This window comes from Frigoribacterium sp. MEB024 (assembly GCF_000878135.1).
Classification (GTDB): Bacteria; Actinomycetota; Actinomycetes; order Actinomycetales; family Microbacteriaceae; genus Frigoribacterium.
Map to the genome: position 1 here is coordinate 28,817 of NZ_JXQZ01000027.1, position 26,654 is coordinate 55,470.

Genomic DNA, 26,654 nt, shown 5'->3' on the forward strand with positions numbered 1-26,654 from the left:
CTGGTCATCCAGGGGTTTTCGCTTTTATCCGGCGGGCCGTGGTGCACACGCGGTGCATAATCGGCGAGAACTTGGTCGGGTGACCCCGTACCGGATCAGCAAATCGGCGTTTCGCGTCGAGCTGGCACGCTCCCGGTTTCTGGGCTCGCGGCCCCGACGGACGCAGAATGGGCGGCGCCATCTGCGACCTCGGTTGTGCCGCATTCGAAGGGTTCGCGTTACCGGCAAACTCCCGACTGGCAGAGCCCGGCGGCCTCCTTGGTGCCTTCTGCCTTTCCGGCCCCTTCACTCTGTCGCGAGTCGATAGTTCAGCGCAGGCAGGTTTTTCACAATGCGCATAGTTTCGAGACTGACCGTAATCATTCGTTGAACGAGTTCGAGGATGTAGTTGGGGTCGTCGTGCTCGGTACCCCAGTCGTTTGGGTCATTCACGATCCCGGATGCCTTGTCGGTCTTGACTTGGTACCGCTCCAGGATCCAGTCCAGCGCCGACCGAGAGCCCAACCTATATTCGTGTGCTTCCTCGGGGATACCGGTGATGGTGAGCGTGCTCGTGACCCGGATCGAGGTGCGGTCCAGATTCCCGGGTTTCCCGCCGTACCGCATTTTGTCGATGCTGAGGTCAGCGGGCACCGGCCTCGAAAGGCCCACGGGGAAGAGCTCTGCCGACTCGTAGCCGAGGTGCAATTTGGAGAGGTCCCGGCCAGCGGCAGTGAACGCGTGAAAGTCGGCCACATCTTTCAGCTCAGGAATTCGAGGCAGCATCTTCTTCAGGTCTGCGGCGAAGTCGCGCCTGTAGTCCTCGGAGTGCAGGAGCCCGTAGACGGCAAAAAACACGTCATCCGCTGTGACGTCTGCCCCGTAGACCTGCCGGTACCGCCTTAGAGCGCTCGCCGTGATGTTGTCGTGCCGCTGAGGCGAGTCGAACAGCGAGAAAGCGCCGTCCTGCCGCTCCTGGTCGTAGACGTAGCGTGGGAAAAATTGTCCGCCGGATCCGGCACCGGTCACGTGTAGATCGGGCAGGGTGTCGAGCATCAATACGGAAAACGGAACAGACGAGCCAGCACCGACGTAGTAAAAGCCGAAGTTCTGCTCTTCCGAGGGGAAGAATTTGGGCTGCTGGCCACGTTCGTGGTTCATAAGCGGGGAGAAGTAGACGCGCTGCTTGTTGAAGGGCCGGTAGGTGCCAACGGTCATTGCTCCGTTTGAGTAGGCAAGGCGTTCCCCTTTTTTCAGAGCATTACGCAGGCTTCGTGCCCAGCTGATGCGCTCCGGGTCTGTGTCGATAAAGGTTTCGATGGGTTCTGGGCGCCCGGCTGCCCCCCAGCGGTCGATCTCCGCGTTGTAGGTCTCGATCATTCGATTCACGTTGGCACGCAGGGCCGGTGCAGAGGAGTTGTAGACCCAGGAGTCACGGCCAGTCTCGAGACCCCTAGAGAACGAACGGAAGAGACCGCTATCTGGTGCCTTGCGGTCGCCCACAGGCATGAAGGTCGAGAAGACGTCGTTGCGTTGATTGATCCAGTCACCGTGCTCATTCGGCATGAGCTGCTCCCACGGAACGCCGTCCACACCCTTGAACTGCGCCGTTAGGCCAAGCTTCTGTTCGGCGGTTAGGTAGTCGCCGATGTCGCGGTAGTGGATAGTCCCCGTGGAGGTGCGGTCGGGGTTCTTTACAAGCAGCGAGATGGCTACCGACGCGCGGCTGCCTGAGCCAAAGACTTTGCCGCCCTCGCGGCGGGATTCTTCGCCTGCGGTTCGTTGGTTGCCTCGGAGATTGAGAATGTACAGCTCTGAGAACTCGTCCTCGAGGCTCAGGCGTAGCCCGGACGCGGTGTTGCCGTCGAGGAAGCCGCCGTTGGTGACGAAGGCGACAATGCCCCGGTCCTTGATCCGATCAGATGCCCACCGGATGGCACGGATGTAGGAGTCATACAGACTGTTCTTGTTTTGCCCCGTCGACCGTGCTGCGTATGTGTTGGAGATGCGCTGGTCGAGAGAGGGATACTTGAGATTCTGGTTGTTGTCGTTGGCTGAGTCTTGCCCAGATGAGTACGGCGGGTTGCCGACGATGACGCGAATATCGAGTGCGTTCTGGTCTTTCACGCGTTGGTTGTTGTCGCCGAAGATGCCTTCGTCGTCATACTTGTCCTCGTCTTCGGAGGACTGGAAGGTGTCGGTGAGGACGATTCCGGGGAAGGCGACGTACTCGCCTCCCTGCATCGAGTTGTAGGTCGCCTCGATGTTCACGGCGGCGACGTAGTACGCCAGGAGCACGATCTCGTTGGCGTGCAATTCGTACCGGAACTTCCGTGCCATATCTTCCGGCTGGATGAGCCCGGACTGCAAGAGCCGCACGATGAAGGTGCCGGTGCCGGTGAAGGGGTCCAGGACATGGACGCCTTTGTCGGTCAGGCCGGCGCCGAAGTGGTCTCGGGACAGTTGGTCGGCGCTGGTGAGGATGAAGTCGACGATCTCGTTGGGTGTGTAGACGATGCCGAGGCGTTCGGAGGTGCTCCGGAAGGCCCCGGTGAAGAACTTTTCGTAGAGCCGCTTGATTGTCGTCTGCTTACCTGCGGCGTCTGTGATTCCGGTCACGGCCCGCTGCACGCCTGCGTAGAACCCAGCGAGGTCTGCGGTCTCGGTGTCGAGGTTCTGATGCTCGAGAGCGTCGACCATGGCCTGCATCACTTGAGACACCGGATTGTGGTCGGAGAACGCGTGCCCAGAGAACAGAGCGTCGAACACTGGCTGTGTAATGAGGTGTTGGGACAGCATCTCGATTGCCTGCGACTCGGTAACGCCGGGGTTGAGGTTGTCTTGCAGCCCTTTCACGAATCGAGTGAATGCGGTGCGGAGCTCGGCGTTGGACCCGTCCACTAGGCCGGTGATGCGGGTGATCTGGCGTCCCGCGATCTCAGCGACGTCTTTGGCCCAGTTCTCCCAGTAGTCACGTTCGCCGACCTTGTCGACGATTTTGGCGTAGATGGCGCTTTGCCAGTCGGCACCGAGGACCGACATGTCCAGCGGGACTTGGGTCGAATCGGGTGTCGCATTCTCCGACGAGCCGTTCGGCAGGTCCGCGTCGGACTGCCAGGTCGCGATAACGGGGCCGGTGTCGGTCCGGGCGTTTAGGTCGATCTGTTCGATCTTTGCCTCGAAGCGTTCGTCGTGAGCGCGGAGGGCGCGGAGAACGTCCCAGACAACCTTGAACTTACGGTTGTCATTTAGGGCCTGCTCGGGTGTCTGCCCGGCAGGAATCGCCATCGGAAGGACGATATAGCCGTAGTCCTTATCGGGGGCTTTTCTCATGACTCGGCCGACCGACTGGACGACGTCGACTTGGCTGTCACGGGAGTTGAGGAAGATGACCGCATCCAGGGACGGGACGTCGACACCCTCGGAAAGGCAGCGGGCGTTGGTGAGGATGCGGGCAACGTTGTCGCCTTCGGTATCCGCCTTCAACCAGTCGAGGTGCGTGTTCCGCTCGAGCACGTTCATGGTGCCGTCTACATGCCGCGCTTCGAGTGCGTATGTCTGCTGCCCGTAGTCGGTGTCGTCGATGCGTCTTCCGGCGATGCTGTCCGAGCGGACTCCGTCGACCCCGTCGTACCCGTCGAGGAGCCCCTGGACAGCCTTGCTGTCTTTGATGGAGCGCGAGAAGGCGACCGCCCGGCGAAGCGGTTGATGCGCATTAGGTGCGGTGGTGTCGATTCCGTGCACGCCGCGCTTTGCGAGGCCGTTGTAGATGCCGACGATGCGGGCAGCGTCCGGAATGTTCAGCTCACCGTTCTGGGCGAACTCCTCTTGAAAGGCACTGCTGATCGAGTCCTCATCGATGGTCAGGACTAGGACCCTGTAGTCGGTCAGGAGGTCGCGTTCGACGGCTTCTCCGAAGCCAAGACGGTGGAACACGGGACCGTAGGTGGCCTCGTCGTCCATGGACACCAACACGGCTGCTTTCTCGTCGGCTTCCATGCGGACCGATTCGGCATAGATCTTCGGCGTCGCCGTCATGTACAGGCGCCGCTTGGTCTTGATTGCCTCGTCAGAGTGCACCCGCAGGAATGCGGACTCGTTGCCGTCTTTGAGCGTAAATCCGGCTGTGCGGTGCGCCTCGTCGCAGATGACAAGGTCGAATTCGGCCAAACCTTCTGCTTGGGCTTTTGCGACAACGTCGATGGACTGATAGGTCGAGAAGAAGACTGTGAGCCCGTCCGGGGTGCTGGCCTTTGCCACCTGGTCCAGCAGTTGGGGGGTGGAGGTAGTTGCGGGGTAGGCGAGGTCGGAGACGGTGAAGTCCTCGTTGCTCTTGCCGACCTTCGTGTCGGAGCAGATCGCGAACGCTCGTAGGTCCATCCGTCGTTCTTGCGACCATTCTCGAAGCGTCTGAGACAGCAGTGCGATCGAGGGGACGAGGAACAACACTTTGCCACCGCGGCCGGCAATTTCCTCCGCGATGCGGAGGCTGGTGAAGGTCTTTCCCGTCCCGCAGGCCATGATCAGCTTCCCGCGATCATTGTCAGCAAAGCCAGCTTGTACTGCGGCAAGAGCCTGCACCTGATGCTTCCGGAGAGTTTTGATCTTCGGCGCAGCAACTTCGTCCGGTTTGGAGAATGAGTATGTAGACCAGTCGATGTCGGACTGATCGAAGTCGTCGACCCCGAGCCGCAGCGTCGTGATCTGTTGACCGTTCAGGGCCTCCTCCGCGTGCTTGCCCCACTTGGACGAAGTGGACACGAAGATCCGCGACGAGAATGGATGCTTGCCGGACGCGGTGAAGAACGAATCGAGGTCTGACTTCTGCATGGTGTGCTCAGGTGCATAGAACTTGCACTGGATCGCGCAGATGTCGCCGGTGTGCCGCTCTCGGGCAACGAGGTCGATGCCCGTGTCTGGCTTCCCGTCGCGGCCAGGCCAGTCTTGCCACAGCCACACCTCGTCGTAGAGCGCTGTCCACTTCGGATCTGTTGTCAAGAACGTCCGCGTCAGTCGTTCCAGCAGCAGACCCTTCGTGCGCTTGTCGGGCGCGATCGAGGCGTACTCGGCCAACAGGTCATGAATCGTCTTCACAGGTAGCGCCCCTCAACTACCGGCGTCGGGTCACCCGGTCATATAGAGCGTACCGGGGCCTCCATTAAACGAGAATTGGCCACACGTTTTGCTTAATGCCAGAGTCCTCCCGATCACTGGTGTCGGCCAAGGCATAAGAGAGAACTGACGCATGCCTGAGAACAGTCGCATCTGGCTCATGCGATGGGGAGAGGGTCTCGCTCGTCTGATTGGGCTCCGGCATCAGTCGTATCGAGTGCTGCAGCGGCGGTGTCTGAGGAAGGCCCTACGGTCTCTGCATGGTGAGTGGGCGGATCTGGGGACGCGATGCGGACTGCACTGAAGTGCTGGCCGTGTCGGCAACCTTAGGCGTTCCCGGCCTTCCTCAGCGCACAAGGTCTGTGGCTCATTCAAGTCAGCCCGGCTGACCCGCTGAGCTACCTCCAAACCCGCACCGTCCGCGGTGGCTCCGTGTTCAGCGTCTACGCGCACTGCCGCGACGGCTCCGGCGGCCGGCCCTGGTTGCACACTACGGCCTTAGTTCACTCGGCCGTCGCCTGGACCATACAGCACGCCACTGAGATCCGTTACTTCATCGCGGGCTGCTCTCCGGAGCCCGAGGTGAGGCCTCCGATTCGGTAGTCGGCCCTTCCATAAGTCGTATTTTGGGGCCGGGCGTGCCCGCGGACGGCGGCTGGCAGGCTGCGCCTTTCTGCCCTAACACGGCATTACGCAGCCTTCACGGTCTGACCAAATGAGCCCATCATGAACAAGCCCCTCATCTCGCTAGCCTCCGTGGCCCTCGTCTCCGTCCTCGCCCGCACGGGCTGCAGCGGCTCCAAGTCTTCTGACTCATCCGGCTCTGACTCGAACGCTGGGTCGAGCAGCGAGCCCTCCGCAGAGGCAATTACCGAAGCAGCTGCGGCACCTGACCTCGCAGGGACGTGGAAGCAGACCAATTCCGGAAGTGACGACGCCTATCAGGCGGCTGTCATCACCGGCGATACGATCACCGTTAACTGGGTCAGCGACGGCGGTGACACGGAGTCGATCTACTGGGTCGGCACTTTCACGCCTCCCCCTGACGACGCCTCGGCGTGCACGTGGACGTCGACGCGCGATGCTGCCGCGACCGACTCGGCAATGCTTGCCTCGACCGATGACGCGAAGGACTGCACCTTCGAGGAAGGCGAGGTCAGCTACAAGGCCAGCGCGATGGGAACGACGACCACCGTGCGCCTCGAGAAGGCATAGCCGAGACGCGAACGCGGGCTGTTTCACGCCACCCCTTCAAGCCCCGCCGTGCAACGCGTTTGGCGGGATCTTGCCTTGCAGCCGGCGGCCGACCTCGGTTCTGCTGCGGGTCCTGACACACCCGAGCGGACAGCCGGAGGCGAGGGGTGCGCGCCTCAATGTCGGTAGCTGGACGTAGGGCAAGACGCAACAATTGGCACACCCGTTCTGCCTCAGACGTTCCCCCGACTGGAGCGGCGGCTACCTACAAGTGCCAGTAAGCGGCATGATTTGCATGCGTGCCACGACACAACCACGCAAAACCAGGGGGAACCGACCATGACCGCACCCACACCCACACCCACACCGGCTTGGGAGACGCATGACTCTTCGTCATCACAGATCAGTGGCGCGATCGTCATTTCGACCATTCTGGGAGTTGCGGTCGGAGGCATCGGGACTGTCCTCCTCATCGGGAAGATTGACACGTCTACAGCAGAACACGCTGCTCAAGGCGTCCCCATTGTCCTAACCGCTTTTGGAGCGGCAATGGTGGCGATCGGCCTCCTCCTAAGACAGTGGGAGCCTGCCAAAGATGCCGACGTGCGCTACAAGGAGTGGCGACTCACGACAGCCATCTCAAGGCGACCTGACCTGACAGACCCAGCTCTCGTCAAAGCAGGCATCCTCCTGAAAACGTTCACGAACCACTACGAGAAAGAAGCTCAGCTGGACACGCAACTCAAATCTTCCAAGAAGAGAGCGGCACGAATTCGCGGGACAGCTTCCGGAATCGAATTCGCAGGAGCGATCATTTTGCTTACCGGGGCCGGCTTTGGTGTTTTCGTGTGGGATCTCATTTGATCTGCTCGCGAGCAGATCCCTGACACTGCAGTCGCTGACCTTGACAGGTGACCGCATGGACACCAGCATCTCCTGGGGTTGGGGCAGTAAAGCTAGTCAGCGCCGAGCCCACTAAATTCCTAACTCGAAAATTGGCCGACGACGGCCAAAAGGAGTTACACCCCATGCGCAAACCGCCGCCAACGTGGGACGAGTTCAAGTCCGCCGTACGCAAGGTAGATCGCGAAAGTCTGCTCATCCAGGCCGCCGCGGCAAGTGCGCTCCTTGCGAAAGACGCGATACCCGATGAATGGCGGCGTGGGGGTGTCACTCCGTGGAACGTGGCAGACGTGGCGCGCACCGCGCTAGCTTGGGGACGATTTCAGGGCAAACGCGCCGACGCCGAGACTCTTATGCGGCTTGCCAACATGAACGTGCAGATCGCTGATGGGCCATCCGAGGACATCGATTCCTCTGAGCGGCTAGCCAGAATTCTCGCGCGCACCTTCTTCGAACAATTTCCCTCGCAGCGCTCAGTTTTGCCGGAGTTCGCCCGAACAATCCTCCTCTTCGGATCGGCCGTCACGACACCCCGCGAATTCACCCCCGAGGCAATGCACCCACGGTGGTTCGAAAACGCCACCGCCGGACTCACCCTTCATGACTATGTTGAGTCCATTTTCTTTATCTCGGTCGGAGCGATGGAGAATCGGGGCCAGTTCGATCCCGAGTGGCTTGACGGCCCGCAGTTTAAAACGTTGGCAGACGTGATCTCACTCGAAGTTGTGACAAGGGTTTTCACGGAGCGTCTTCTGACTGGGGTGGATGAGTTCAAAGCTGAGAACAGATCTCGTCAAGAATCACTCCCTGCCTATGAGAAGAAGTACGCATTCGATCCTCTCGATAACAAGCCCTTCATTCACGGCATTGCCGAAGCGCCTATCACGCCCGCAGTCCATGCAGTGATCGCAAAAGCGCTACCTCCGGCGGTTTACCACCTTGGGCTCGCTGCTTACGGCGAGGCGTTCACGCGGGACCTCGGGACAGTTTTCCAGCACTACGCCGGACGGCAGCTTGAACTCGTGAAGGGCGATCGATCGGTCGTGCCCGAGGTCGCATATGGGCCGCGGCGCGAGCAACTCGACTCCTGCGATTGGTTCCTCGACCTTCCAGATCTGCTCGTGCTAGTCGAATGCAAGGCAAGGCAACCAATTGAGTCGCTCAGGACCGGGAGTTCTGATTGGTTGAACTCAGTCGAGGGAAGTATCGGAAAGGGTATTAAACAGATCAATCGTTCGAATGCTCATATCGACCGCATTAGTGACGCTTCGGCGGCCGTGGATCGAAATAAGCGGCGGGTGGGGCTAGTAGTAACGCTGGAGCCGTTCTACTTGAACCAGAACCCCTTTATTTGGGATCGACTGGGCAAACGAGACCTACCAGTCGGCGTTGTCTCAGTGAGTGAACTTGAATTGTTAGTTTGCCTCGACGCTGAAGAGCTCGCACGAGTTCTAGCTGACGCTGCTAACGCAGCTCAGAACGGGACACTCCTGCTGCACGACGCCCTTGATGCTGCCGCGGCTACAGGCCGTGATAACTCACTCCTCGTCGGAACGTGGGACGCGGTCGGCTTGTTCCGTCGCTTGGACAATGCCGCCGAAGGACTTGGAATCTCACCGGAGTAGATCGGCCATGACGCTGCGCTCCTTATCCGGCTGAAAAAGATCGAGACTGGCCACCGCTGTTGGCCAGGCCAGGCCAGCGCCTCAGTCGCCTGGACGCCTACGCCTACGCGGCCGAGCATGGTGCCGCCATTGATGCCGTGCCGTGCACGTCATACGAGTACTGCGCGGGACGCGGTCCGACGCTGTGGGCCGGGAACTCGGGTACGTCGATCGCGCGTCCTGAAACGGCTGTGAGGGCAAGGGCGGCTGCCTGGCGTCCAGGCCAGCTTCGTCCAGGACAATGGCGGCTTCGAAATTTAGCGACGGGTACAGGCAGTCGCTGCAATGTCGGCGATTGTCCGTACATTCGTCGACGTCAGACCCAACGCTACGGAAGGATGCACGATGACCCTTACGATCGCGCTCAGCCACTAGGCCGAAACTCTCGTCGAGGGCACCAGCAATGGCGACAGCAGCACGGATGTCCTCAGGCCGGCTGAGCGTGCAGCAGAGCTACCTGTACTCGCATGGGTTCCATAGAACGTCCTTCATGTCGACCTCGGCTTCAGACAAACGGGAAGATGTCGTGGTCCGAAGAGGTGATGCCGCACCTCCGCTCCATGGGCGACGCGTACTTCACCAACTTGCTCGATTTCCTCGCCGCGAGCGGACGCTTCCCCAGCGGACTGGAACACCCCCTCAGCAGATACTTAGCGAGGGAGGCTCTGCCTGGACAGTCGTGCGGTGGAACCGAACCGAACCGCAGCGCGGCTGGCGAAGCGAGTCCGCAATGGTGTTCTCGAAAGCGTCCAGGGCGTCCTAAAACGCTAAAGATGCCGCGTCCCTGAAACTTCAAGAGGCCTGGCTCGACGCCTATGGCACCAACCCTCGAGTCTCCGTTGCGTACAACCACGCGCTCGTTGCCGTCGAGATTGCGGCACTGTCCGTTATCCCACCAAGGTCCCTGAACCGACCCTCGCCAATGTCTTCTCCATCCTCGAAGCTGACACACCGACCTGGCGACTCGTCTTTCGGCGCAACGACAAAGCGCCAGGAGCCAAGAGTCTCGCCGTGATGCTTCGCACTCTCTGGCGCGGCCACGAGAGCGGACATGGCCGGCCCGACTATGCCGATGCCACAGTCAACGAGGCACGCGCCGCTGTCATCCTCGCTGCCACCTTGGTGCAGTGGTTCACCTCGGGGGTTGTCGCGCCTGTCAACTAGAATTGATGGCCATTCCGCCCGCTGAGACAGGCAGGCGCTCTACGCAGATCATGGCCCGTTACGTCGGTGTCGGTCTCGCTGGACTGAACCCAAAAGAGCAGATTAGTAGAAGCGCGACACTAACGCTAGTTCGCCCCTGTGCCGATAGATTGCTACGTGATCAAGCTCAGAGTCTCTACTTGATGTCCGGGTCTTCTCTCGCTGCAGCTCCGACAGCAATCAACGCCAAGCGCGTGCAATATCGGGTAGGGCACGGAGGGTTCCACGCGAGCATCGTAAGACCGATCAAGACAGGTGATTTTGCACCCCTGTCATACGTGTATGACGTCGGTGCCAGTCCGGACGTATCGCTCCTCGGATCGGCGATCGGCGAGTTCGTTTATGAGATGACGAGTGCCTCTCTCCTTACCTTGGATTTTGTGGTCATCTCACACGTCGACGAAGACCATGTCAATCGCCTTCCGGCACTCATTAGCGCACTCAAGCGGGCGAACATTTCCGTAGGAACCCTTGTGCTGCCCTGGCTTGGGGGTGCATCAAAGTTGCTCGGTCTCATGAGGCTTCGCGATAAAGACACGACGGCCATCGCCGCGCAATTGTTACAGTCCGATTCGGCCGTGACACAGTTCGCGGCGAGTCTCGGATTCAGGGATGTGACCTTCGTCAAGGCGTCGTCGGGCACCATCGACGACAGCCCGGCACCTGACCCCATTCCAGACGGGACCGGAGCAAACCACGTGCCGGTACCAGCGCGGGTGGTCGACTCCGGAACCGATGTGGCTCCCGCCCACGCTCCGTGGGAAATGCTCGTGGCGCAGCTCGCCGTTCCTGCGGCCATCCTTGACGGGCTAGCTGCGGAGATCACGAAGGCCACCGGACTGGATGTCGAGAACGAGGCTGACCGGAGAAAGCTTGTCGACACGAGCAAGACTCGAGCGCAACTTAGAGAGATCCTAGAGGTGCTGGGGCGGACGCATGATCTTGCGCGCCCTGGAGTGACCCTGACGAACTGGTCGTCTATAAGTTTGCACAGCACATCCACGAACCCGTATGCCCGCCACACGGTGCCAGAGGCGTCAGCACTCAGTTTTTCGGTCAACTGTGAGCATGCGTGGCTTCACACGGGAGATCTACCGTTACACCTCGACGACGTCTGGCAAGAGTTTGAATCAGAGTGGGACCGCATAGGGGTGGCGCACGAGGTCTGCACCGTGACCGCTCCGCATCATGGGTCCCAACATGGGCACAACATCAATCTCTATACACGATTCGTGACGAGCGCCGTTGTCTTCACGTTTGGACTAACCGTCGGGACCCAGCGAGGGGTGCCAAAATGGTCAAAGCTGCTCGACCCCAAGCCGGTAATGAGACACCTCAGGCTGCACGGCGCTCTAAAGCTCCGCCTCCTAAATAACCGTCCATAGGCAAAAAAATCGCGAGCATGTTCAGGGAGGTTGGAGGCACTGCGCTCGGGGGTGAGGCCAGTAATAATACCGGCTGACGTTCATCCCTCGGGCCCCACCTCAGGGGCCGCGCCAGGCTCAGCTGCAGGTGTAGGTGACGCCGTCGACGACGTGGGTGCCCGGGCCGAGGTCCGCGCAGGTCTCGAGGAGGGTCGAGGCACCGACGATGGCCGCGACGATGAACGCGAGGGTGAGCAGCAGCACCACGATCGAGATGATGATGCCAGCGAGCGAGAGGCCGCGGGGCTGACCGGCTCGGCCGAGGCGGCGGAACGAGATCGTGCTCATGATCAGGCCCGCGATCGCCAGGAAGCCGAAGAACGACAGCACGAAGCCGGCGATCTCGAACCCCCGCGACGGACGCTGGACCGCGCCTCCGTCGGGCCCCGCCCCAGGCGCCTGCGGCACGCCCCCGTATTGCTGCCCGCCGTACTGCTGGCCCTGCTGCCCCTGCTGCCCGTTCTGGTCGCGTCCGTCAGTCATCTCGGTCCCCCGTCGTCGAGTGGTGCTGGTGCCACGACCCTACCGAGGTACTGAGCGAGCGTCACGACCTCCACCTCAGCGTCGCGCCAGGCCCCACCGAACCTGGCCCCGACAGGGCCTGGTTGCGCCGAACCCCCGTCCGTAGGGTCGGAGGCATGGACAACCGAGCCGAGGTCCGCGACTTCCTCGCCACCCGCCGCGCACGCCTCTCGCCCGAACAGGCCGGCGTCGTCAGCGCCGGCGGCCAGCGACGCGTCCCCGGACTCCGCCGCGACGAGGTCGCCCGCCTCGCCGGCGTCAGCGTCGACTACTACACCCGTCTCGAACGCGGCAACCTCGGCGGAGTCTCCGACAGCGTCCTCGACGCCATCGCCCGCGCCCTCGGCCTGGACCAGGCCGAAACCGACCATCTCTACGACCTCGCCCGCGCCTCCGTTCCCTCCCGCCGCAGGCCCCCGGTCACCAGCGAACAGAAGATCGCCCAGTCCCCGGTGCAACACATGCTCGACGCCATGACCGGCGCCGTCGCGATGGTCACCAACACCCGCATGGACCTCGTCGCCGCCAACGCCCTCGGCTTCGCCCTGTACTCCGACATGTACCGCAGCACCCTGCGCCCCGCCAACCACTCGCGCTACATCTTCCTCGACCCCGGCGCCCACGACTTCTACCCCGACTGGGAGCGCGCGGCCGCCGTCAACGTCGCCATCCTCCGACGCGACGCCGGCCGCAACCCCCACGACGCCGGCATCGCCGCCCTCATCGGCGAGCTGTCCATCCGCAGCGACGAGTTCCGCGCCCGCTGGGCCGCCCACGACGTCCGCCGCCACTACACCGGCGCCAAGGAGTTCCGGCACCCGGCCGTCGGCCTATTCGCGCTGGACTTCCAGGTGATGGAACTCCAGGACACCCCCGGGCACTCGCTCACCGTCTACACGGCCGTCCCGGGCTCCGCGTCCGACGAGGGGCTGCGCCTCCTCGCCTCGTGGGCGGCGACCGAGAACGTCGTCGAACGCGCCCGGTCCGCCGACCCCGTCACCTGACCCGCGCCTCCTTCTTCCTCCCGCACCACTGGGCCCACCCCCAGGAGGCGCATCCCCGCGCCCGAAAGGACCTCACCATGTCGACAGCCCCCGTCCCCACCCGCGTGCCCCGCGCCTCCGTCGCCGGAGGGCCCGGCGAGCGGCTGCCGGTGTTCTCGCTGGTCGTCCTGGCGACGATGGGGTTCATCCTCGTCGCGATGGAGACGATGCCGGCGGGCCTGCTACCCGTCATCGCGAACGGCCTCGACACGAGCGAGGGGGCCGTGGGACTGCTCATCAGCGCCTACGCACTCGGGACCGTCGTGGCGACCGTGCCGGCCATCACGTTGACCCGGGGGATGCGTCGCAAGCCGCTCCTCCTGATCGCGATCACGGGCCTGGTCGTCGCGAACACGGTGACGGCGCTCTCGCCCGTCATCGCCCTCGCCCTCGTGTCGCGGTTCGTGGCCGGCGCGTTCTCGGGCGTCATCTGGGGCATGCTCGCGGCCTACGGTCGGCGGATCAGCCCGCCCGACCGTGCCGGCCTGTCGCTCGCGATCGTCTCGGCGGGTGCGCCCGTCGGCTTCGCGTTCGGGACGCCGCTGGGCTCGTGGCTCGGGACGGCCTTCGACTGGCGGTGGTCGTTCGGTGGGCTGACCCTGCTCGGGGTCGTCGTCTTCACGCTCGTGGCGAGCATCGTCCCCGACGCGGCACCGGCACCGGCGGGGGCACGGCTGTCGCTCGGGCGGGTGTTCCGCATCCCGGGGATCGCCGTCATCCTCGCCGTCATCGCCGCGTGGATGCTGGCGCACAACACGATCTACACGTACGTCTCGCCGTACCTGCGGGCCGGTGGGTCGGGGCTCGGAGTCGACGTCACGCTGCTGATCTACGGCATCGCCTCGATCGGCGGGATCGTCGTCACCGGGGCGCTGCTCGACCGGCACCCGCGGGCACTGCTGCACGGCAGCGTCGCGCTGTTCGTCGTCGCGGGGGTGATCCTGCTCGTCGGGCACGCCTCGGTGCCGGCGGTGGTCGTCGCCGCGGTGCTGTGGGGCGTCACGTTCGGCGGGGCCTCGGCCCAGCTGCAGGCGGCGCTCACCACGGCAGGTGGCGACAACGCCGACGTCGCGAACGCCTTCCTGCCGGTGGCGTTCAACGTCGCGATCTTCTTCGCGGGGATCGTCGGGGCTGCCCTGCTGACCGTGGCGGACGGGCTGGTGTTGCCCGTAGTGATGATCGGGTTCGGGGTCGTGGCGTTCGCGCTGACGGTGTACGGGCGGCGCAACGCGTTCCCCGGGACGCTCTGACCGGCTCGGCCCTGGGCATCATCGATGCTCACCTCCTCAACGGCAAGGGGAAGAAAGTGCAGCAGATGCAACATCTCGAGGGGGGTTGAAAAAAAAGCAGACCCCTTTGTATGTTTGGGGCTTCAACGCACAGTTCAAGGGGGAATTGCATGAAGAAGCAGATGGTAGGCCTCAGTGTTGCGGCAGCAGTTTGCGTTTTGGGGACCACGTTGATGGGAGCGCCGGCGATCGCCGCCCCGGCGGGTGTGAGCCAGGTCGAACTCGAGAAGACGAAGTCGTCTCTCGCAGCTTCCGACATCGCTCCGGCGCAGCAGGCCGAGTTGTTGCAGAAAGTCACAGACGGCGAGCTGTGGGACGCCGCGTCTGGCAAGGCTGCGGTGTCGTCGACCACGAAGCAGCAGGGCGACTACAAGGTGACGAAGGACGTCTACGCAGACGGTTCCTACACCGAGATGGGCATTGAGCAGGGGCGCCAAGCTAGTCCCGCCGAACTGCAGGCCATGATCGCTCAGGCAAAGCCGTTCTTGGACGGAACCGCCAAGAGCAATGTCGTGCTGCCCCCCAAGACGGGTGGAGTCTTCACTCAAGCCCAGGGCGTCAGCAACTGTGTCTTCGGTAACAATGGAGGCGTTCGCTACGCGCAGAGCTGCCACGTCCACTACCACGGTGTCACGTGGAGTAACAGTTTCAACGCGAATTACCAGATCACCCCGACGTCGTCCAAGTCGCAGCTCATCGCGAATTCCAACAAGGTCGTCACCGTGCTGGCCGTCTCGAATGAGATCGCGTTCTCACGAAACAACGGCCGCGACATCCGTCACCAGTTCAACCTGTCTGCCGGGGGATGGGGCAACACCCCGTTCTGGCTCGACCTGCGGACGACCACCGGTGGGGCATCCGTCGCCCGCGCCTAAAATAGAACGTAAGTTAGGAAGAAGGAGAACTTCATGTTCGGACTCGCACCACTCGACCTTTTCTGGTCCGTAGTCCTCTTGGCTGGCTTGGTTCTCCTCGTCAGTGCCATCGTCTCCATCGTTCGCGACAAGGCGATGTCGGCACAGATGATGACCATCTGGCTCATCGTGGTCGTCGTGGCCCCGGTTGTCGGGCCACTGGTGTGGTTCGCCCTTCGGGGATCGCTTCACAAGAATGCGGCGAGGACCAGCTAACCCGCAGATGCGACCGGGGAGACCGCCATCCGTGCCCGGATGGCGGTCTCTCCTGTCTGCGGCACGGCATGCGACGCGACGCCCTGCTCTGTCGAACGGGCGCGCGTCGTGCCGACGTGACCACCGCAGGGGGCGCCTTCCTGCCGGTGGCGTTCAACGTCGCGATCTTCTTCGCCGGGATCGTCGGGGCCGCCCTGCTGACCGTGGCGGACGGGCTCGTGCTGCCGGTGCTGATGATCGGGTTCGGGGTCGTGGCGTTGGCGCTGACGGTGTACGGGCGGCGCAACGCGTTCCCCGGGACGCTCTGACCGGCAGTTCCTCGACCCGGTGGTCCGGCGGACGGCCGGGATCACGACGACGGCGAAGGGGCTCCGCAGATCGTGCGGAGCCCCTTCGTCGAGCCGGTGTCGCAGCGGCGGTCAGCGCGGGCTGATCTTCACCGTCGCCGCGATGGTCTTCGCGGTGAGCATGGGAGGCAGGTACGGGCTGCCGTGGTACTTCGCCTCGTACGCGGCGTCGACCAGGTCGTCGGCGACCCCCGCAGCGGCCTCGAACGTGACGTCGTGTTCGTCGCCCGCGGCGCGGATGCGTCCTGCTCCCTGCTTCATCGCGGCTCGGTACCACCGGGACGAGGTCCCGTTGTAGGCGCGGACGAAGAGCGCGTCGTCGACGACCACGGACCAGATCCAGGTGGGGGTGCCGTGGGTCACGCCGTCGTCCCGCAAGGGAGAGACGTGCAGGTCGTCGGTACCGCCGATGGCGGCCAGGGTGGCTGGGTCGAAGGTGGGCACCGTGAGACTCCTTCTGAGCTCGAGGGGAGGGGGAGGTGCGAGACCGTTCGTCCGCGGGGAGGAGGAGGCGCCCGCTCGCTGGACAGGCGCCTCCTCGGTCGTCACGGGCGGATGAGAACCTTGAGTGCCTCGCGGGAGTCCATCAGGCGGTAGCCCTCGGCGATCTCCGACAGGGGCAGCTCGCGGTCGAACACCCGGCCCGGGTCGATGGTGCCGTCGAGCACCTGCGGGATGGCGGCCTCGAGGTAGGCGCGCACCGTGGCGGGGCCACCGGTCAGGGTCGCGTTCTTGCCGAACAGCGAGGTGAAGCCGACCGGCGCCTCCTCGTATTGGGGCACGCCCACGCGGCTGATGGTGCCGCCGGGACGGACGATGCCGTAGGCCTGCTCGTAGGCGGGCATGTGACCGACGGCCTCGAGGACGACGTGTGAGCCCTCGCCGCCGGTGATCTCCATGACCTTCGCGACACCCTCGTCACCGCGTTCGGCGACGACGTGGGTGGCGCCGAACTCGCGACCGAGGTCGGTGCGGGCGGTGTGGCGGCCCATCAGGATGATCGTCTCGGCACCGAGCTGCTTCGAGGCGAGGACAGCGGAGAGACCGACGGCGCCGTCGCCGATCACGGTGACCGTCTTGCCCGGGCCGACCTGCCCCTGCACCGCGGCGTGGTAGCCCGTGAGGTAGACGTCGGACAGGGTCAACAGGCTCGGCATGAGTGCCTCGTCCGTGCCGGCAGGGACCTTGACGGCGGTACCGTCGGCCTCGGGGACGATGAGCTTCTCGGCCTGGGTCGCCGAGGGCGCACCGTCGAAGAAGCCGCCGTGCACGCACGAGGTGGTGATGCCGTCACGGCAGAACGGGCAGGTGCCGTCCGACCAGGCGAAGGGCACGATGACGGTGTCACCGACGGAGAGGGTGCGGACGTCGTCGCCGATCTCTTCGACGACGCCGATGGCCTCGTGGCCCATGCGGCGGCCCTCGGGGGTGTCGCCGAGGTCGTGGTACGGGTGGAGATCCGAGCCGCAGACGCAGGCGTAGGTGACGCGGATCAAGGCCTCGGTGGGCTTCTGGACGACCGGGTCGGGGACTTCTTCGACGCGGACGTCGCCGGCGCCGTACATGACTGTTGCCTTCATGGTGTTCCTTTCAGGGGTGTCGAGTCGGGGTCGACGGTAGGCGGGGCGCCACGAGGCAGGGAGGCCCGCTCAGGGCCTCCCTGCCTCGGCACGGGTGGACGGCGGAGGCATCGGAACCGGTGCGGGTGCCGGTGCCGGCCGGGGTCAGCGGACGCGGGTCCAGGTGCCGTGCAGCTGCACGAACTCGCCACCGATGACGGAGCTCGCCATGCAGGCGCCGTTCGTGTAGTCCTCGATGTGGGTGACGTGGTCGCCCGAGTCGGGCTCGGTCCAGCGGACGACGTGCAGACCGTCGCGGACCTTCGTGGTGGTGTACTCCATCGTCTCGTGGCGGCCCTCGATGGCACCGCCCGTGACGAGGAACGAGACCTGGGTCTCGGTGTCGAAGGTGATCTCGACGGTGAAGTGGCCGAGGGGCGTGTCGGGGCCGAGGTCGGCGAGCCAGGTCTGTCCGATGCTGGGGAGGGGTGCGGCGATGTCCATGGGATGTCCTTGTCTTGTGGTGGAGCTGGGTTCGGGAGTGGGGATCGGGTGGGTCAGAACTCGAGGATCAGACGGCCGCGGAGGCCGCTCTGCTCGAGCCGGGAGTGGGCGGTCGAGGCGTCGGCCGCGGGGAGCGTGCCGGCGACACGGGTCGCGATCTCACCTCGGTCGGCCAGCTGCGCGAGTGCGCTGATGACGTCGTGGCGACGGTGGGACCGCATCACGTACGACGAGAAGACCTGGACGTCGCGACCGGGTGTGCTGTCGGTGGGGAGGTAGAACGCCGCTTGTCCTCCGTCGCGGACGGCACCGAAGACGGATTCGCCGACGATCGCCGGGTCGGCGAGGGCGTCGGCGCCACGGCCCCCGGTCAGGGCCAGGACTCCGGCGGCGAAGTCCTCGCCGCGGTCGATGACGTGGGTCGCCCCGAAGCCCCGGACGAGTTCCGCTTCCGCCTCGGATGCCGAGGCGATGACGGTGATGCCCCGGCGGGTGGCGAGCTCGACGAGGTAGCCGCCCACGGCTCCGGTGGCACCGGTCACGGCGAGGGTCGCTCCGGGGTCGAGCGCGAGGTGCTCGAGCGTGATCTCGGCGGTCAGGGCGTTGGAGAGGAACGACGCACCCTCGACGAACGTGAGGTCGCCGGGCAGCCGGGTGACCGACTCCGCCGGGAGGACGACGTGTTCGCTGTAGCCTCCGTGGCTGCCAGCGGGGACCACGAACCCGATGACCGCGTCACCGAGCTGCAAGCCCTCGTCGGTGGCGAGGTCGTCGCCGAGCTCGTCGACCACGCCGGTGACGTCCGTTCCGGGGACGACCGGTTCGACGACGGCGCCGTCGTTGCCGGCGAAGCCGCCGGAGCGGATGATCGTGTCGACGGGGTTCACGGCCGCGGCACGGACGCGGATGCGGACCTCTCCGGGCCCTGCGTGGGGCTCGGGGACGTCCACGGGGTGGAGGACGCTCGGTCCTCCGAATTCGATGAGGCCGATGGCCTTCATGGTGTCCTCCTGTCGCCGCCGGAAGGGGATCTTCCGGTGTCGTGAGATCACGTTGCCACTCGCATCCGGCGCTCCACAGGGGAAGGAAAATGACCCCCCAGCTCGTCGCTCGCGGCAGGACCGGCGCTCCCGCCGTCACTCCGGTGGTCTGGCAGGATCGGCGCATGGCAGCGGCACCGAAATGGCGAGAGCTCGGCGACTTCCTCCGTGCCCGGCGAGCGGAATTGCAGCCCCACGACCTCGGTCTGACGGACGACGAGCACCCCCGACGCGTCCCCGGACTGCGCCGCGAGGAGGTCGCGCGAGCCGCCTCCATCAGCACGGATTACTACACGCGTCTCGAGCAGGGACGACTCCCGGCGTCGGCGCCCGTGCTCGACGATCTCGCTCGGGTCCTCCGACTCGGCCCGGATGAGCGGGCTTACCTGGCCGGACTGGCCGGGAAGGTCCTGCCCGACGACGCGCCTCCTGTGTCGGTGGGCGTCGCCCCCTTCGTCCTGAGGATGATCGAGGACCTCGGCGCCACGCCCGTCTTCGTCATGGGCCCCCGGACCGAGATCGTCGCGTGGAACCCCATGGCGGCGTCCCTCATCACCGACTTCTCGGCCGTCCCCGAGGGCGAGCGGTACTTCATCCGCCTGTTGTTCACCGATCCCGCCCTCCGCACCCTGTACTCGGACTGGCTCGGGGTGGTCGACCTCGCCCTCGCGCAGTTGCGGATGGACAGTGCCCGGGACCCGGAGGACCCGCGGCTCCAGGCCCTGATCGCCGAGCTCGTCGCCCTCGGCACCGAGTTCGCGGATCTCTGGACGGCGCACGAGGTGGCGACGCGCGGCACGGGCACGAAGGTGTTACGGCATCCCGTCGTGGGGGAGCTGACGCTCGACTGGGGAGCCCTCGATGCCGGAGGCGGCCACACGGCCATCGTCTGGACGGCGGAACCCGGGTCGCCCTCGCAGGAGGGGCTGCGGCGTCTCGCCGACCTCGGAGCCGCCGCACGACGCTCATGATTAGCGGTGAGCGCCGCGCGCGCGGTCGACCCGCACCGCGCCTCCTCGGCGTTCAGGCCCCAGGAAGTCGCCGAGACCCCTGCTCGCGAGTGGGGGTCTCGGCGACTTCCTGGGGTCTCGGCGTCACCGCCGACGCCTCACCCCTCCCGCAGCACCTTCGCCATCGGGCGGCCGCGCGCGACCTCGTCGACGAGCTTGTCGAGGCGGCGGATGTTCGCGGTCAGCTCGTCGTCGAGGGCCTCGATGCGGACGCCGCAGATGACGCCGGTCACGAGTGAGGCGCGGGGGTTGAGGTCGGCGCCGGCGAAGAAGTCTCGGAAGGTGGTGCCGTCGGCGACGTGCTGGTCGATCTGCTGCTGATCGTAACCGGTCAGCCACGTCACGACCTCGTCGACCTCGGCCTGCGTGTGGCCCTTGCGCTCGACCTTGGCCACGTACAGGGGGTAGACCCTGGCGAACGGCATGTCGTCCAAGCGGCTCATGCCGAGATCGTACGCGGGCCGGTCGACCGGCACCGCGCCTCCTCGGCTCAGACCCCAGGAAGTCGCCGAGACCCCTGCTCGCGAGTGCGGGTCTCGGCGACTTCCTGGGGTCTCGGCCGACCTAGGGTGAAGGCGTGCCCTACGAACCGGACGCGACCGCAGCGGCGGCCGACGACGCCTCGCCCTTCGCGCATCGGCTCGCCGACCGCTTCCTCGACGACTACGTGACCGGCCTCACGCTGGAGCACGGCTCGTACCGCGTCACGGCGGACGAGATCGTCGACTTCGGCCGCCGGTTCGATCCGCACGACATGCACGTCGACGCCGAACGGGCCGCGGTGACTCCCCTCGGCGGACTCGTGGCCAGCGGCTGGCACACCACCGCCATGATGATGCGCCTGATGGTGGAGTCCTACCTCAACCAGGGCGCCAGCGTCGCGTCGCCCGGCGTCGACGAGTTGCGCTGGTCGGCGCCCGTCCGCCCCGGCGACGTGCTCCGCGCTCGGTTCACCGTCGTCGACGCCCGCCCGTCGGCGTCCCGTCCCGACCGGGGAGTGGTCCGCACCCGCATCGAACTCCTCGACCAGCACGACCGGGCCGTGATGACGCAGGTCATGACGAACCTGATCCTGGCCCGCCCCGCCGCCGGCTGACCCCGCCTGCAACCAGCTGATCCCGGCCTGCCACCGGCCGACCCCGGCCTGCGACCAGCTGACCCCGGCACGGCCGCGAGGGCCCGGGTCACCCGGCCCGGGTCTCCGGACGCTCGACGCCGGCGTCCTCGAGGGCGCCGAGGTAGCTCGTGAGGGCGTCGCGGTTCTGGGTGAGGAACTCGATCTTCTCGGTCATCCGGTCGCGCTCGGTCTCGAGCAGTTCGACGAGCCCCGGTTCGGCGTTCTCGACGACGATCGTCTGCGGCTGGCCGAGGCAGGGCAGGATGTCCGTCACGATCCGGGTGGGGATGCCCGCGTCGATCAGGCCGCGGATCTTGCCCACGCGGTCGACGAGGTACTCGTCGTAGTCGCGGTAGCCGTTCGCCAGCCGGGTCGGGGTGATCAGGCCCTGCTCCTCGTAGTAGCGGAGCATCCGCGACGGGACGCCCGTCCTCGTCGACAGCTCACCGATGCGCATGCGTCCTCCTCCGACTTGACCTTCACACTAGTGGCAACGTTCACACTGGAGCCATGTCTGACGTACGAGAAGAAGAACGAGCACACCTGACGATCGGGATCATCGGGGCCGGCTCCATCGGTTCCACCATCGCCCGCCGCCTCGCCCGCCACGGGCACGACGTCGCCATCGCCAACTCGCGCGGCCCCGAGACGATCGACGAGGCGGCCCTCCGCACCGGCGCCCGCGCCGTGGACGCCGCCGAGGTCGCCCGGGGCGTCGACGTCCTGATCGTCTCGGTGCCGATGAACCGCAACGCCGACATCGCCGAGCACGTCCGCTCGGCCCCCGAGGGCGCGGTCGTCGTCGACACGTCGAACTACTACCCGATGCGCGACGGCTCGATGCACGACTTCGAGCAGGGCGTCCCCGAGAGCGTCTGGCTGTCCGAGCTGTTCGGACGCCCGATCGCCAAGGCGTGGAACGCGATCATCTCGCAGTCGTTCGACGCGAAGGCCACCGAGCCCGGCGACCCCGCCCGCGTCGCCATCCCCGTGGCCGCCGACCGCGACGCCGACCGCGCCGTGGCCATGCAGCTCGTCGAGCAGACCGGGTTCGACGCCGTCGACGCCGGCGTCCTCGCCGAGTCGTGGCGCCAGCAGCCCGGGGCGCCCGTCTACTGCACCGACCGCACGCGCGCCGAGATGCCCGGGTGGCTCGCCGCCGCCGACAAGGAACGCGTCCCGCAGCGCCGCGACCTCGCGATGGAGGTCATCGGCGGCCACGTCGAGGCCGGCGGCACCGTCGACGGACCGTTCCTCGTGGCGATCAACCGCGCCTGCTACAGCTGACGCGACCGAGCGCAGGAGGCGCGGTGCCGGTCGGGCCGGCACCGCGCCTCCTGAATCCCACCGGTCAGCGCGCGGCGAGCTGCGGGTAGAGCGCCTCGAGCGGTGCCGACAGGCCCGCCTTCACCTGGCGCGAGGTCTCGTCGGCGAGGACCTCGTGCTCGCCGGCCTCGAGGGCGTCGAGCACGTCGGCGACCAGGGCCGCCGGGTCGGTCTTCGCGTCGGTGACGCCCGCGGCCATCGCGGTGTCGACGTAGCCCACGTGCACGCCGACGACCTGGACGCCCGCGGGCTGCAGCTCGAGGCGCAGCGAGTTCGTGGCCGACCACAGCGCGGCCTTCGTCGCCGAGTAGATGCCCGCGACGGCGAACCACGACAGCGCCGAGTGGATGTCGATGATGGCCGTGCCGCCGCCGTGCGCCGAGAGGAGCGGTGCGTAGGCCCGGGCGAGGAACAGCGGCCCGAAGAAGTTGGTCTCGACGTTGGCGCGGATCTCGTCGTCGGTGTGGCTGAGGATGCCGGGCGTGGGGGTGTTCGCGCCGGCGTTGTTGACCAGCACGGTCACGTCGGGCGCCGCCTCGACGACGGCGGCGATCGAGGCCGGGTCGGTCACGTCGAGGGTGAGGGGCACGACGCGCTCGTCGTCCCAGGTGCGCGGGGTGCGGGCCGTGGCGTAGACCTTCGCGGCGCCGCGGGCGAGGGCGGCCTCGACGAAGCGGGTGCCGATGCCCCCGTTCGCTCCGGTGACGAGGACGACGGAGCCGGTGATGTCGGTCATGGGTGTTCCTTCCGTGGGTGGTGCGAAGATGAGGCGACCCGTGATCGAGTCGCCCCGTTGCTGACTCCTGTCATAATTGAGTTCAGTCAGTTTTTATTCCGACCGCCGGCCTCCATCTCTTCGACCGTCGTCCTTCCGTCCACCGTCACCCCAGGAGAACCCATGTCGTCGACCGCCTCGTCGCTCGGCCGCCGAGAGCGCAACAAGCAGGAGAAGCTCGAGCGCATCACGCAGGCCGCGTCCGACCTGTTCAGCCGTCACGGGGTCGACGAGGTCACGACGCAGCAGATCGCCGAGGCGGCCGACGTCGGCGCCGGCACGCTCTTCCTGTACGCGAAGACCAAGGGCGAGCTGCTGCTGCTCGCGCAGAACGCGGCGTACGCGCGCTCCCTCGACGAGGGGATTCGCGCCTCCTCGTCCGCCTCGACCGCGCTCGACGCGGTCGTCGCGGTGCTCGAGCCGATCGTGCACTGCAACCGCGCGCAGGTCGAGAACGGCCGCACCTACCTGCGCGAGATGGCGTTCGGCGACGCCGCCGAGCCGCACCACGCCGAGGCGCTCGCCATCGTCGCCCGGACCGAGGAGGCGGTGGCCGGGATCGTCACGCGCCTCACCTCGGCGACGCCCTCCGACGCGGCCGCGTTCGCGCACGTCGTGTCGGCCGTGATGATGCTCGCGATGTCGTCGGCGGTCGACGAGTCCGTGCCGGACGACGAGATCGTCGCGGGGGTGCGGCGCCAGCTCGAAGTGATCCTGCCGCGCTGACGGACGTTGACGGGCGTTGACGGGCGCCGGCGGGTTCGTCGGCCGCGGTGCCGACCGTCACGGGAGGGTGACGACCGCCTTGCCGCGGATGCGGACCTTCCCGAGGCCGTCGAGCGCGGTCGCCGTCTCGGCGAACGGGTGGGTCGCGCCGACGACCGGGCGGACGGCCCCGGCGTCGACGAGGGCCGCGATCTCGCGGAGCTGGGCGCCGTCGGCGTGCATCCAGAGGAACTCGTAGCGGACGCCGAGCGTCCTCGCCCGGGCTCGGACCCCGCGGCTGAGGGCCGCGACGGCGAGGCGGACGACCGGGTTCAGCCCTGCGGCCTTCGCGAAGGAGGGGGTGGGCGGGCCCTGGATGCCGACGGCGATGCCGCCGGGGCGGAGCACACGCAGCGACTTGGCCAGGTTCTCGGCGCCCAGGCTGTCGAGGACGAAGTCGTAGCCGGACAGCTCTTGTTCGAAGTCCTGGGTGCGGTGGTCGACGACGACGTCGGCGCCCAGCTCGCGCACGAACTCGGCGTTCGACGCGGAGGCGGTGGTCGCGACGTACGCGCCGAGGTGCTTCGCGAGCTGGATCGCGATCGAACCGACCCCGCCGGCACCCGCGTGGATCAGCACCTTCTGGCCGGGCTGCACGTCGCCGCGTTCGACGAGGGCCTGCCAGGCGGTGAGGGCCACGAGGGGGAGCGATGCGGCCTCGACGGCGCTGATCGAGGTCGGGGCGAGGGCGACGTCGGCCTCGTCGACGGCGATGCGCTCGGCGAACGTGCCGATCCGGTGGTCGCGGGGGCGGGCGAAGACCTCGTCGCCGGGCTTGAGGTTGCGGACCGAGCCGCCGACCTCGATGACCGTCCCGGCGACGTCGTGGCCGAGGACGAGGGGCGTCCGGTACGGGAGGATCAGCTTGAACTCGCCCTCGCGGATCTTCGCGTCGAGGTGGTTCAGACCGGCGGCGGCGACCGCGATCAGGACGTCGTGGTCACCGACGGTGGGCTCGGGCACGTCGACTTCGTGCAGGGGCTTCTCGTAGGCGTCGAACGCGAAGGCTCGCATGGGGTGCTCCTGGGGGGCTGGGGCTGCGGGTGGTGGGCTCGCCGGCGCGGCCCGTGACGTCCTCGGTCCGAGGGGTCGCGGCTCGAGCATCCGAGTGTGCTCAATTCTGAGTGCACTCAGCAAAGTTGTCAAGCGCGGACCTCGACGGTGACCGACCCGTCGCCGACCGTCGGCGCGCCTCCTCGGCTCCGCCGTCCCCAGCCCATGGGGCCGTCCCCAGGCCGAGGCGTCGGGCCCAGCCCGCGGGGTGCCCCGGCCGGGGTGCTCAGTCCTTGGGGTGGAGGCTCTCGTCGGCGGCGGACGTCGTCCACGAGGTGAAGTGCACGGTGAGGTCGGCGCGCGAGGGGGCGCAGCAGAAGGGCCCGGCGCTCGCCGCGGCGTCGGGAGCGAGCGGGGCGACCCGGACCAGACGCCACGGCTCGGCGTCGACGCGGGCCCGCACGGTGAGGGCGTCTCCCGAGCGGCTGGCGCGGATCGTCACGGTGCGACCGGTCCACTCGACCGGGGAGAGCGACCAGTCGGACTCGCCCCGCGTCACGACGGCACCGAGGCTCTGCTCGCCGTCGCTGAGTTCGACCCCGGCCTTGACCCAGGTCTCGGGGTCGACCGAGACGAAGATGCCGGCCTGGTCGAACTGGGCCGTGAAGTCGAGCACGAACGACACCTCCATCGCGGTGCCCTGCTCGAACGGCGCGACCAGGGCGTGCTCGGTGTCGTGCACGAACCCGTACGACGTGAGGCGCCAGGCGTCGCTGCCCTCGGCCGCCGTGACGCGCAGGCCGTCGTCGGCGACGTCGACCGCGGTCGGCTCGGTGGTCCAGGTGCCGGTGGCCCAGGCGATGTCGGTCATGGCGTCCTCGTGCTCGATGGTCGTCGGGGGTGGCGTCAGTGCCGGCGTCAGCGCTCGTGCGTCGGGGCGTCGCCGGCCTCGAGGGCGGCGTGCTGCCTCTCGACGCGCCGGGTCACGGCCATGGCCCGCAGCCCGACCACGATCGAGGCCGAACCACTGATGATCATCAGCACGCCCACGAGGTCACTGCCACCCCTCGTCAGCAGCGCGCCGCACACCACCACTCCGGCGGAGAGGATGAGCTGCAGGGTCGTCCACGTCGTCGTCGTCATCCCTCGACCCTACGAGCGTTCGGCCACGAACGGCTCGCCCGCGCGGCGGAGCGACCCGACGACCCGGGGAGGCGCGGTGCCATGTCGAATCGCACCGCGCCTCCTCGGTGGGGTGCGGTGCTCAGACCCCAGGAAATTGCCGAGACCCCTGCTCGCGAGTGGGGGTCTCGGCGACTTCCTGGGGTCTCGGCGCCTCAGCCGGCGTCCGAGCCGGCGTAGTCGGCGTCGGTGATGCGCTCGAGCCAGGTCGTGGTGGTGGCCGGATCGTCGGCTGCCTCGAGGACGGCGATGTGCTCCATGAAGCTGCCCTCGGCGGCGGCGTGGAAGTGCTCCTCGCCCGGCGCCACGAAGATCGTCTGCCCGGGGTGGACGTCGACGACCTTCCCGTCACGGGTGCCGAACCGGGCGACGCCCTCGGTGACGTACAGGAACTGGCCTCGCGCGTGGTGGTGCCAGGCGGTCCGCGCGCCGGGCGCGAAGCGGACCTTCGCGACCGTCGTGCGCTGGTCGTCGGTCTGCGGGGTGACGATGGGGTCGAGCCACACCTGGCCCGGGAACTGCTCGTCGGGGTTGAGGGTCGTGGGTTGCGGGGGCAGGATCTTCACGGGTTCC

General features: G+C 66.4%; 26 protein-coding genes. 13 read left to right on the forward strand and 13 right to left on the reverse strand.

Going from position 1 to position 26,654, the window contains the following annotated elements; translation table 11 throughout:
• Positions 1-285 precede the first annotated feature (285 nt).
• Positions 286-5,073 (reverse strand): type ISP restriction/modification enzyme, encoded by a 4,788-nt coding sequence (locus SZ60_RS06090; RefSeq protein WP_043594599.1) that lies wholly within the window; start codon positions 5,071-5,073, stop codon positions 286-288.
• A gap of 744 nt (positions 5,074-5,817) precedes the next feature.
• Here SZ60_RS06090 and SZ60_RS06095 point away from each other — a divergent pair.
• The 4 genes from SZ60_RS06095 to SZ60_RS17135 all read left to right on the forward strand — a co-directional run bounded on the left by SZ60_RS06095 (position 5,818) and on the right by SZ60_RS17135 (position 11,440).
• Positions 5,818-6,306: a hypothetical protein gene (locus SZ60_RS06095; protein ID WP_043594601.1), complete on the forward strand. Its 489-nt coding sequence runs from the start codon at positions 5,818-5,820 to the stop codon at positions 6,304-6,306.
• A gap of 318 nt (positions 6,307-6,624) precedes the next feature.
• Positions 6,625-7,149 (forward strand): hypothetical protein, encoded by a 525-nt coding sequence (locus SZ60_RS17125; RefSeq protein ID WP_156155510.1) that lies wholly within the window; start codon positions 6,625-6,627, stop codon positions 7,147-7,149.
• Between the two features lie 164 nt (positions 7,150-7,313).
• Positions 7,314-8,813: a hypothetical protein gene (locus SZ60_RS17130; protein ID WP_156155511.1), complete on the forward strand. Its 1,500-nt coding sequence runs from the start codon at positions 7,314-7,316 to the stop codon at positions 8,811-8,813.
• A gap of 1,520 nt (positions 8,814-10,333) precedes the next feature.
• Positions 10,334-11,440 (forward strand): hypothetical protein, encoded by a 1,107-nt coding sequence (locus SZ60_RS17135; protein ID WP_156155512.1) that lies wholly within the window; start codon positions 10,334-10,336, stop codon positions 11,438-11,440.
• Positions 11,441-11,557: 117 nt separating this feature from the next.
• Here the strand turns inward: SZ60_RS17135 and SZ60_RS16375 are convergent, their stop codons facing one another.
• The gene (locus tag SZ60_RS16375) at positions 11,558-11,962 is read right to left on the reverse strand and encodes a hypothetical protein (RefSeq protein WP_052505200.1); all 405 of its coding nucleotides are present in this window, start codon (positions 11,960-11,962) and stop codon (positions 11,558-11,560) included.
• 155 nt (positions 11,963-12,117) lie between these two features.
• Between SZ60_RS16375 and SZ60_RS06105 the strand changes: the two genes are divergently transcribed.
• The 5 genes from SZ60_RS06105 (at position 12,118) to SZ60_RS06125 (ending at position 15,771) form a co-directional block, all read left to right on the forward strand.
• Positions 12,118-13,005, forward strand: coding sequence for a helix-turn-helix transcriptional regulator (locus SZ60_RS06105; RefSeq protein ID WP_043594603.1), 888 nt, complete (start codon positions 12,118-12,120; stop codon positions 13,003-13,005).
• 77 nt (positions 13,006-13,082) lie between these two features.
• On the forward strand, positions 13,083-14,294 hold the full coding sequence (locus tag SZ60_RS06110) for an MFS transporter (RefSeq protein WP_043594691.1): 1,212 nt from the start codon (positions 13,083-13,085) through the stop codon (positions 14,292-14,294).
• A 149-nt stretch (positions 14,295-14,443) separates the two neighbouring features.
• The gene (locus SZ60_RS06115) at positions 14,444-15,208 is read left to right on the forward strand and encodes a hypothetical protein (protein ID WP_156155513.1); all 765 of its coding nucleotides are present in this window, start codon (positions 14,444-14,446) and stop codon (positions 15,206-15,208) included.
• 33 nt (positions 15,209-15,241) lie between these two features.
• Positions 15,242-15,463, forward strand: coding sequence for a PLDc N-terminal domain-containing protein (locus SZ60_RS06120; protein ID WP_043594607.1), 222 nt, complete (start codon positions 15,242-15,244; stop codon positions 15,461-15,463).
• A 116-nt stretch (positions 15,464-15,579) separates the two neighbouring features.
• A complete protein-coding gene (locus tag SZ60_RS06125) occupies positions 15,580-15,771 on the forward strand; it encodes a hypothetical protein (RefSeq protein WP_197073514.1) in 192 nt (63 codons plus the stop codon).
• A gap of 111 nt (positions 15,772-15,882) precedes the next feature.
• Here the strand turns inward: SZ60_RS06125 and SZ60_RS06130 are convergent, their stop codons facing one another.
• The 4 genes from SZ60_RS06130 to SZ60_RS06145 all read right to left on the reverse strand — a co-directional run bounded on the left by SZ60_RS06130 (position 15,883) and on the right by SZ60_RS06145 (position 18,874).
• On the reverse strand, positions 15,883-16,254 hold the full coding sequence (locus SZ60_RS06130) for a DUF2255 family protein (protein ID WP_043594612.1): 372 nt from the start codon (positions 16,252-16,254) through the stop codon (positions 15,883-15,885).
• A 101-nt stretch (positions 16,255-16,355) separates the two neighbouring features.
• Positions 16,356-17,390, reverse strand: a complete 1,035-nt coding sequence (locus SZ60_RS06135) for an alcohol dehydrogenase catalytic domain-containing protein (protein ID WP_082059914.1) — start codon at positions 17,388-17,390, stop codon at positions 16,356-16,358.
• Between the two features lie 144 nt (positions 17,391-17,534).
• Positions 17,535-17,873 (reverse strand): hypothetical protein, encoded by a 339-nt coding sequence (locus tag SZ60_RS06140; protein WP_043594615.1) that lies wholly within the window; start codon positions 17,871-17,873, stop codon positions 17,535-17,537.
• Positions 17,874-17,926: 53 nt separating this feature from the next.
• Positions 17,927-18,874: an NADP-dependent oxidoreductase gene (locus SZ60_RS06145; RefSeq protein ID WP_043594617.1), complete on the reverse strand. Its 948-nt coding sequence runs from the start codon at positions 18,872-18,874 to the stop codon at positions 17,927-17,929.
• A gap of 164 nt (positions 18,875-19,038) precedes the next feature.
• On the opposite strand from SZ60_RS06145, the gene SZ60_RS06150 reads away from it, so the two are divergent.
• Positions 19,039-19,884: a helix-turn-helix transcriptional regulator gene (locus SZ60_RS06150; RefSeq protein ID WP_043594618.1), complete on the forward strand. Its 846-nt coding sequence runs from the start codon at positions 19,039-19,041 to the stop codon at positions 19,882-19,884.
• A 137-nt stretch (positions 19,885-20,021) separates the two neighbouring features.
• Here the strand turns inward: SZ60_RS06150 and SZ60_RS06155 are convergent, their stop codons facing one another.
• Positions 20,022-20,366, reverse strand: a complete 345-nt coding sequence (locus tag SZ60_RS06155; RefSeq protein ID WP_043594692.1) for a DUF2200 domain-containing protein — start codon at positions 20,364-20,366, stop codon at positions 20,022-20,024.
• 134 nt (positions 20,367-20,500) lie between these two features.
• Between SZ60_RS06155 and SZ60_RS06160 the strand changes: the two genes are divergently transcribed.
• Entirely contained in the window at positions 20,501-21,019 is a 519-nt protein-coding gene (locus SZ60_RS06160; RefSeq protein ID WP_043594619.1) for a MaoC family dehydratase, read from the forward strand.
• A gap of 88 nt (positions 21,020-21,107) precedes the next feature.
• Here SZ60_RS06160 and SZ60_RS06165 read toward each other — a convergent pair whose 3' ends face one another.
• Positions 21,108-21,497 carry a MerR family transcriptional regulator gene (locus tag SZ60_RS06165; protein ID WP_043594620.1) on the reverse strand — a complete coding sequence of 130 codons (390 nt, stop codon included), beginning with the start codon at positions 21,495-21,497 and terminating at the stop codon, positions 21,108-21,110.
• A 53-nt stretch (positions 21,498-21,550) separates the two neighbouring features.
• On the opposite strand from SZ60_RS06165, the gene SZ60_RS06170 reads away from it, so the two are divergent.
• Positions 21,551-22,327: an NAD(P)-binding domain-containing protein gene (locus SZ60_RS06170; protein WP_082059915.1), complete on the forward strand. Its 777-nt coding sequence runs from the start codon at positions 21,551-21,553 to the stop codon at positions 22,325-22,327.
• A 64-nt stretch (positions 22,328-22,391) separates the two neighbouring features.
• On the opposite strand, the gene SZ60_RS06175 is transcribed toward SZ60_RS06170, so the two are convergent.
• Entirely contained in the window at positions 22,392-23,102 is a 711-nt protein-coding gene (locus SZ60_RS06175; RefSeq protein ID WP_043594622.1) for an SDR family oxidoreductase, read from the reverse strand.
• A 162-nt stretch (positions 23,103-23,264) separates the two neighbouring features.
• Between SZ60_RS06175 and SZ60_RS06180 the strand changes: the two genes are divergently transcribed.
• A complete protein-coding gene (locus tag SZ60_RS06180; RefSeq protein ID WP_043594623.1) occupies positions 23,265-23,867 on the forward strand; it encodes a TetR/AcrR family transcriptional regulator in 603 nt (200 codons plus the stop codon).
• 57 nt (positions 23,868-23,924) lie between these two features.
• On the opposite strand, the gene SZ60_RS06185 is transcribed toward SZ60_RS06180, so the two are convergent.
• The 4 genes from SZ60_RS06185 to SZ60_RS06200 all read right to left on the reverse strand — a co-directional run bounded on the left by SZ60_RS06185 (position 23,925) and on the right by SZ60_RS06200 (position 26,647).
• Positions 23,925-24,920, reverse strand: a complete 996-nt coding sequence (locus tag SZ60_RS06185) for an NADP-dependent oxidoreductase (protein ID WP_043594625.1) — start codon at positions 24,918-24,920, stop codon at positions 23,925-23,927.
• 265 nt (positions 24,921-25,185) lie between these two features.
• Complete coding sequence (locus SZ60_RS06190) at positions 25,186-25,770, reverse strand: DUF1349 domain-containing protein (protein WP_043594627.1); 585 nt, start codon at positions 25,768-25,770, stop codon at positions 25,186-25,188.
• A 47-nt stretch (positions 25,771-25,817) separates the two neighbouring features.
• Positions 25,818-26,042: a hypothetical protein gene (locus tag SZ60_RS06195; RefSeq protein ID WP_043594628.1), complete on the reverse strand. Its 225-nt coding sequence runs from the start codon at positions 26,040-26,042 to the stop codon at positions 25,818-25,820.
• A gap of 194 nt (positions 26,043-26,236) precedes the next feature.
• On the reverse strand, positions 26,237-26,647 hold the full coding sequence (locus SZ60_RS06200) for a cupin domain-containing protein (protein WP_043594630.1): 411 nt from the start codon (positions 26,645-26,647) through the stop codon (positions 26,237-26,239).
• Between the last annotated feature and the right edge of the window lie 7 nt (positions 26,648-26,654).

What these genes read in the sequence shown, in the direction of transcription:
- SZ60_RS06150 (WP_043594618.1), top strand. Translation starts at nt 19,039, where the DNA reads ATGGCAGCGGCACCGAAATGGCGAGAGCTCGGCGACTTCCTCCGTGCC.
- SZ60_RS06185 (WP_043594625.1), bottom strand. Translation starts at nt 24,920, where the DNA reads ATGCGAGCCTTCGCGTTCGACGCCTACGAGAAGCCCCTGCACGAAGTC.
- SZ60_RS06165 (WP_043594620.1), bottom strand. Translation starts at nt 21,497, where the DNA reads ATGCGCATCGGTGAGCTGTCGACGAGGACGGGCGTCCCGTCGCGGATG.
- SZ60_RS06175 (WP_043594622.1), bottom strand. Translation starts at nt 23,102, where the DNA reads ATGACCGACATCACCGGCTCCGTCGTCCTCGTCACCGGAGCGAACGGG.
- SZ60_RS06105 (WP_043594603.1), top strand. Translation starts at nt 12,118, where the DNA reads ATGGACAACCGAGCCGAGGTCCGCGACTTCCTCGCCACCCGCCGCGCA.
- SZ60_RS06155 (WP_043594692.1), bottom strand. Translation starts at nt 20,366, where the DNA reads ATGAGCCGCTTGGACGACATGCCGTTCGCCAGGGTCTACCCCCTGTAC.
- SZ60_RS06195 (WP_043594628.1), bottom strand. Translation starts at nt 26,042, where the DNA reads ATGACGACGACGACGTGGACGACCCTGCAGCTCATCCTCTCCGCCGGA.
- SZ60_RS06190 (WP_043594627.1), bottom strand. Translation starts at nt 25,770, where the DNA reads ATGACCGACATCGCCTGGGCCACCGGCACCTGGACCACCGAGCCGACC.
- SZ60_RS06140 (WP_043594615.1), bottom strand. Translation starts at nt 17,873, where the DNA reads ATGGACATCGCCGCACCCCTCCCCAGCATCGGACAGACCTGGCTCGCC.
- SZ60_RS16375 (WP_052505200.1), bottom strand. Translation starts at nt 11,962, where the DNA reads ATGACTGACGGACGCGACCAGAACGGGCAGCAGGGGCAGCAGGGCCAG.
- SZ60_RS06180 (WP_043594623.1), top strand. Translation starts at nt 23,265, where the DNA reads ATGTCGTCGACCGCCTCGTCGCTCGGCCGCCGAGAGCGCAACAAGCAG.
- SZ60_RS17130 (WP_156155511.1), top strand. Translation starts at nt 7,314, where the DNA reads ATGCGCAAACCGCCGCCAACGTGGGACGAGTTCAAGTCCGCCGTACGC.
- SZ60_RS06110 (WP_043594691.1), top strand. Translation starts at nt 13,083, where the DNA reads ATGTCGACAGCCCCCGTCCCCACCCGCGTGCCCCGCGCCTCCGTCGCC.
- SZ60_RS06095 (WP_043594601.1), top strand. Translation starts at nt 5,818, where the DNA reads ATGAACAAGCCCCTCATCTCGCTAGCCTCCGTGGCCCTCGTCTCCGTC.
- SZ60_RS06115 (WP_156155513.1), top strand. Translation starts at nt 14,444, where the DNA reads ATGAAGAAGCAGATGGTAGGCCTCAGTGTTGCGGCAGCAGTTTGCGTT.
- SZ60_RS17125 (WP_156155510.1), top strand. Translation starts at nt 6,625, where the DNA reads ATGACCGCACCCACACCCACACCCACACCGGCTTGGGAGACGCATGAC.
- SZ60_RS06170 (WP_082059915.1), top strand. Translation starts at nt 21,551, where the DNA reads ATGTCTGACGTACGAGAAGAAGAACGAGCACACCTGACGATCGGGATC.
- SZ60_RS06120 (WP_043594607.1), top strand. Translation starts at nt 15,242, where the DNA reads ATGTTCGGACTCGCACCACTCGACCTTTTCTGGTCCGTAGTCCTCTTG.
- SZ60_RS06135 (WP_082059914.1), bottom strand. Translation starts at nt 17,390, where the DNA reads ATGAAGGCAACAGTCATGTACGGCGCCGGCGACGTCCGCGTCGAAGAA.
- SZ60_RS06145 (WP_043594617.1), bottom strand. Translation starts at nt 18,874, where the DNA reads ATGAAGGCCATCGGCCTCATCGAATTCGGAGGACCGAGCGTCCTCCAC.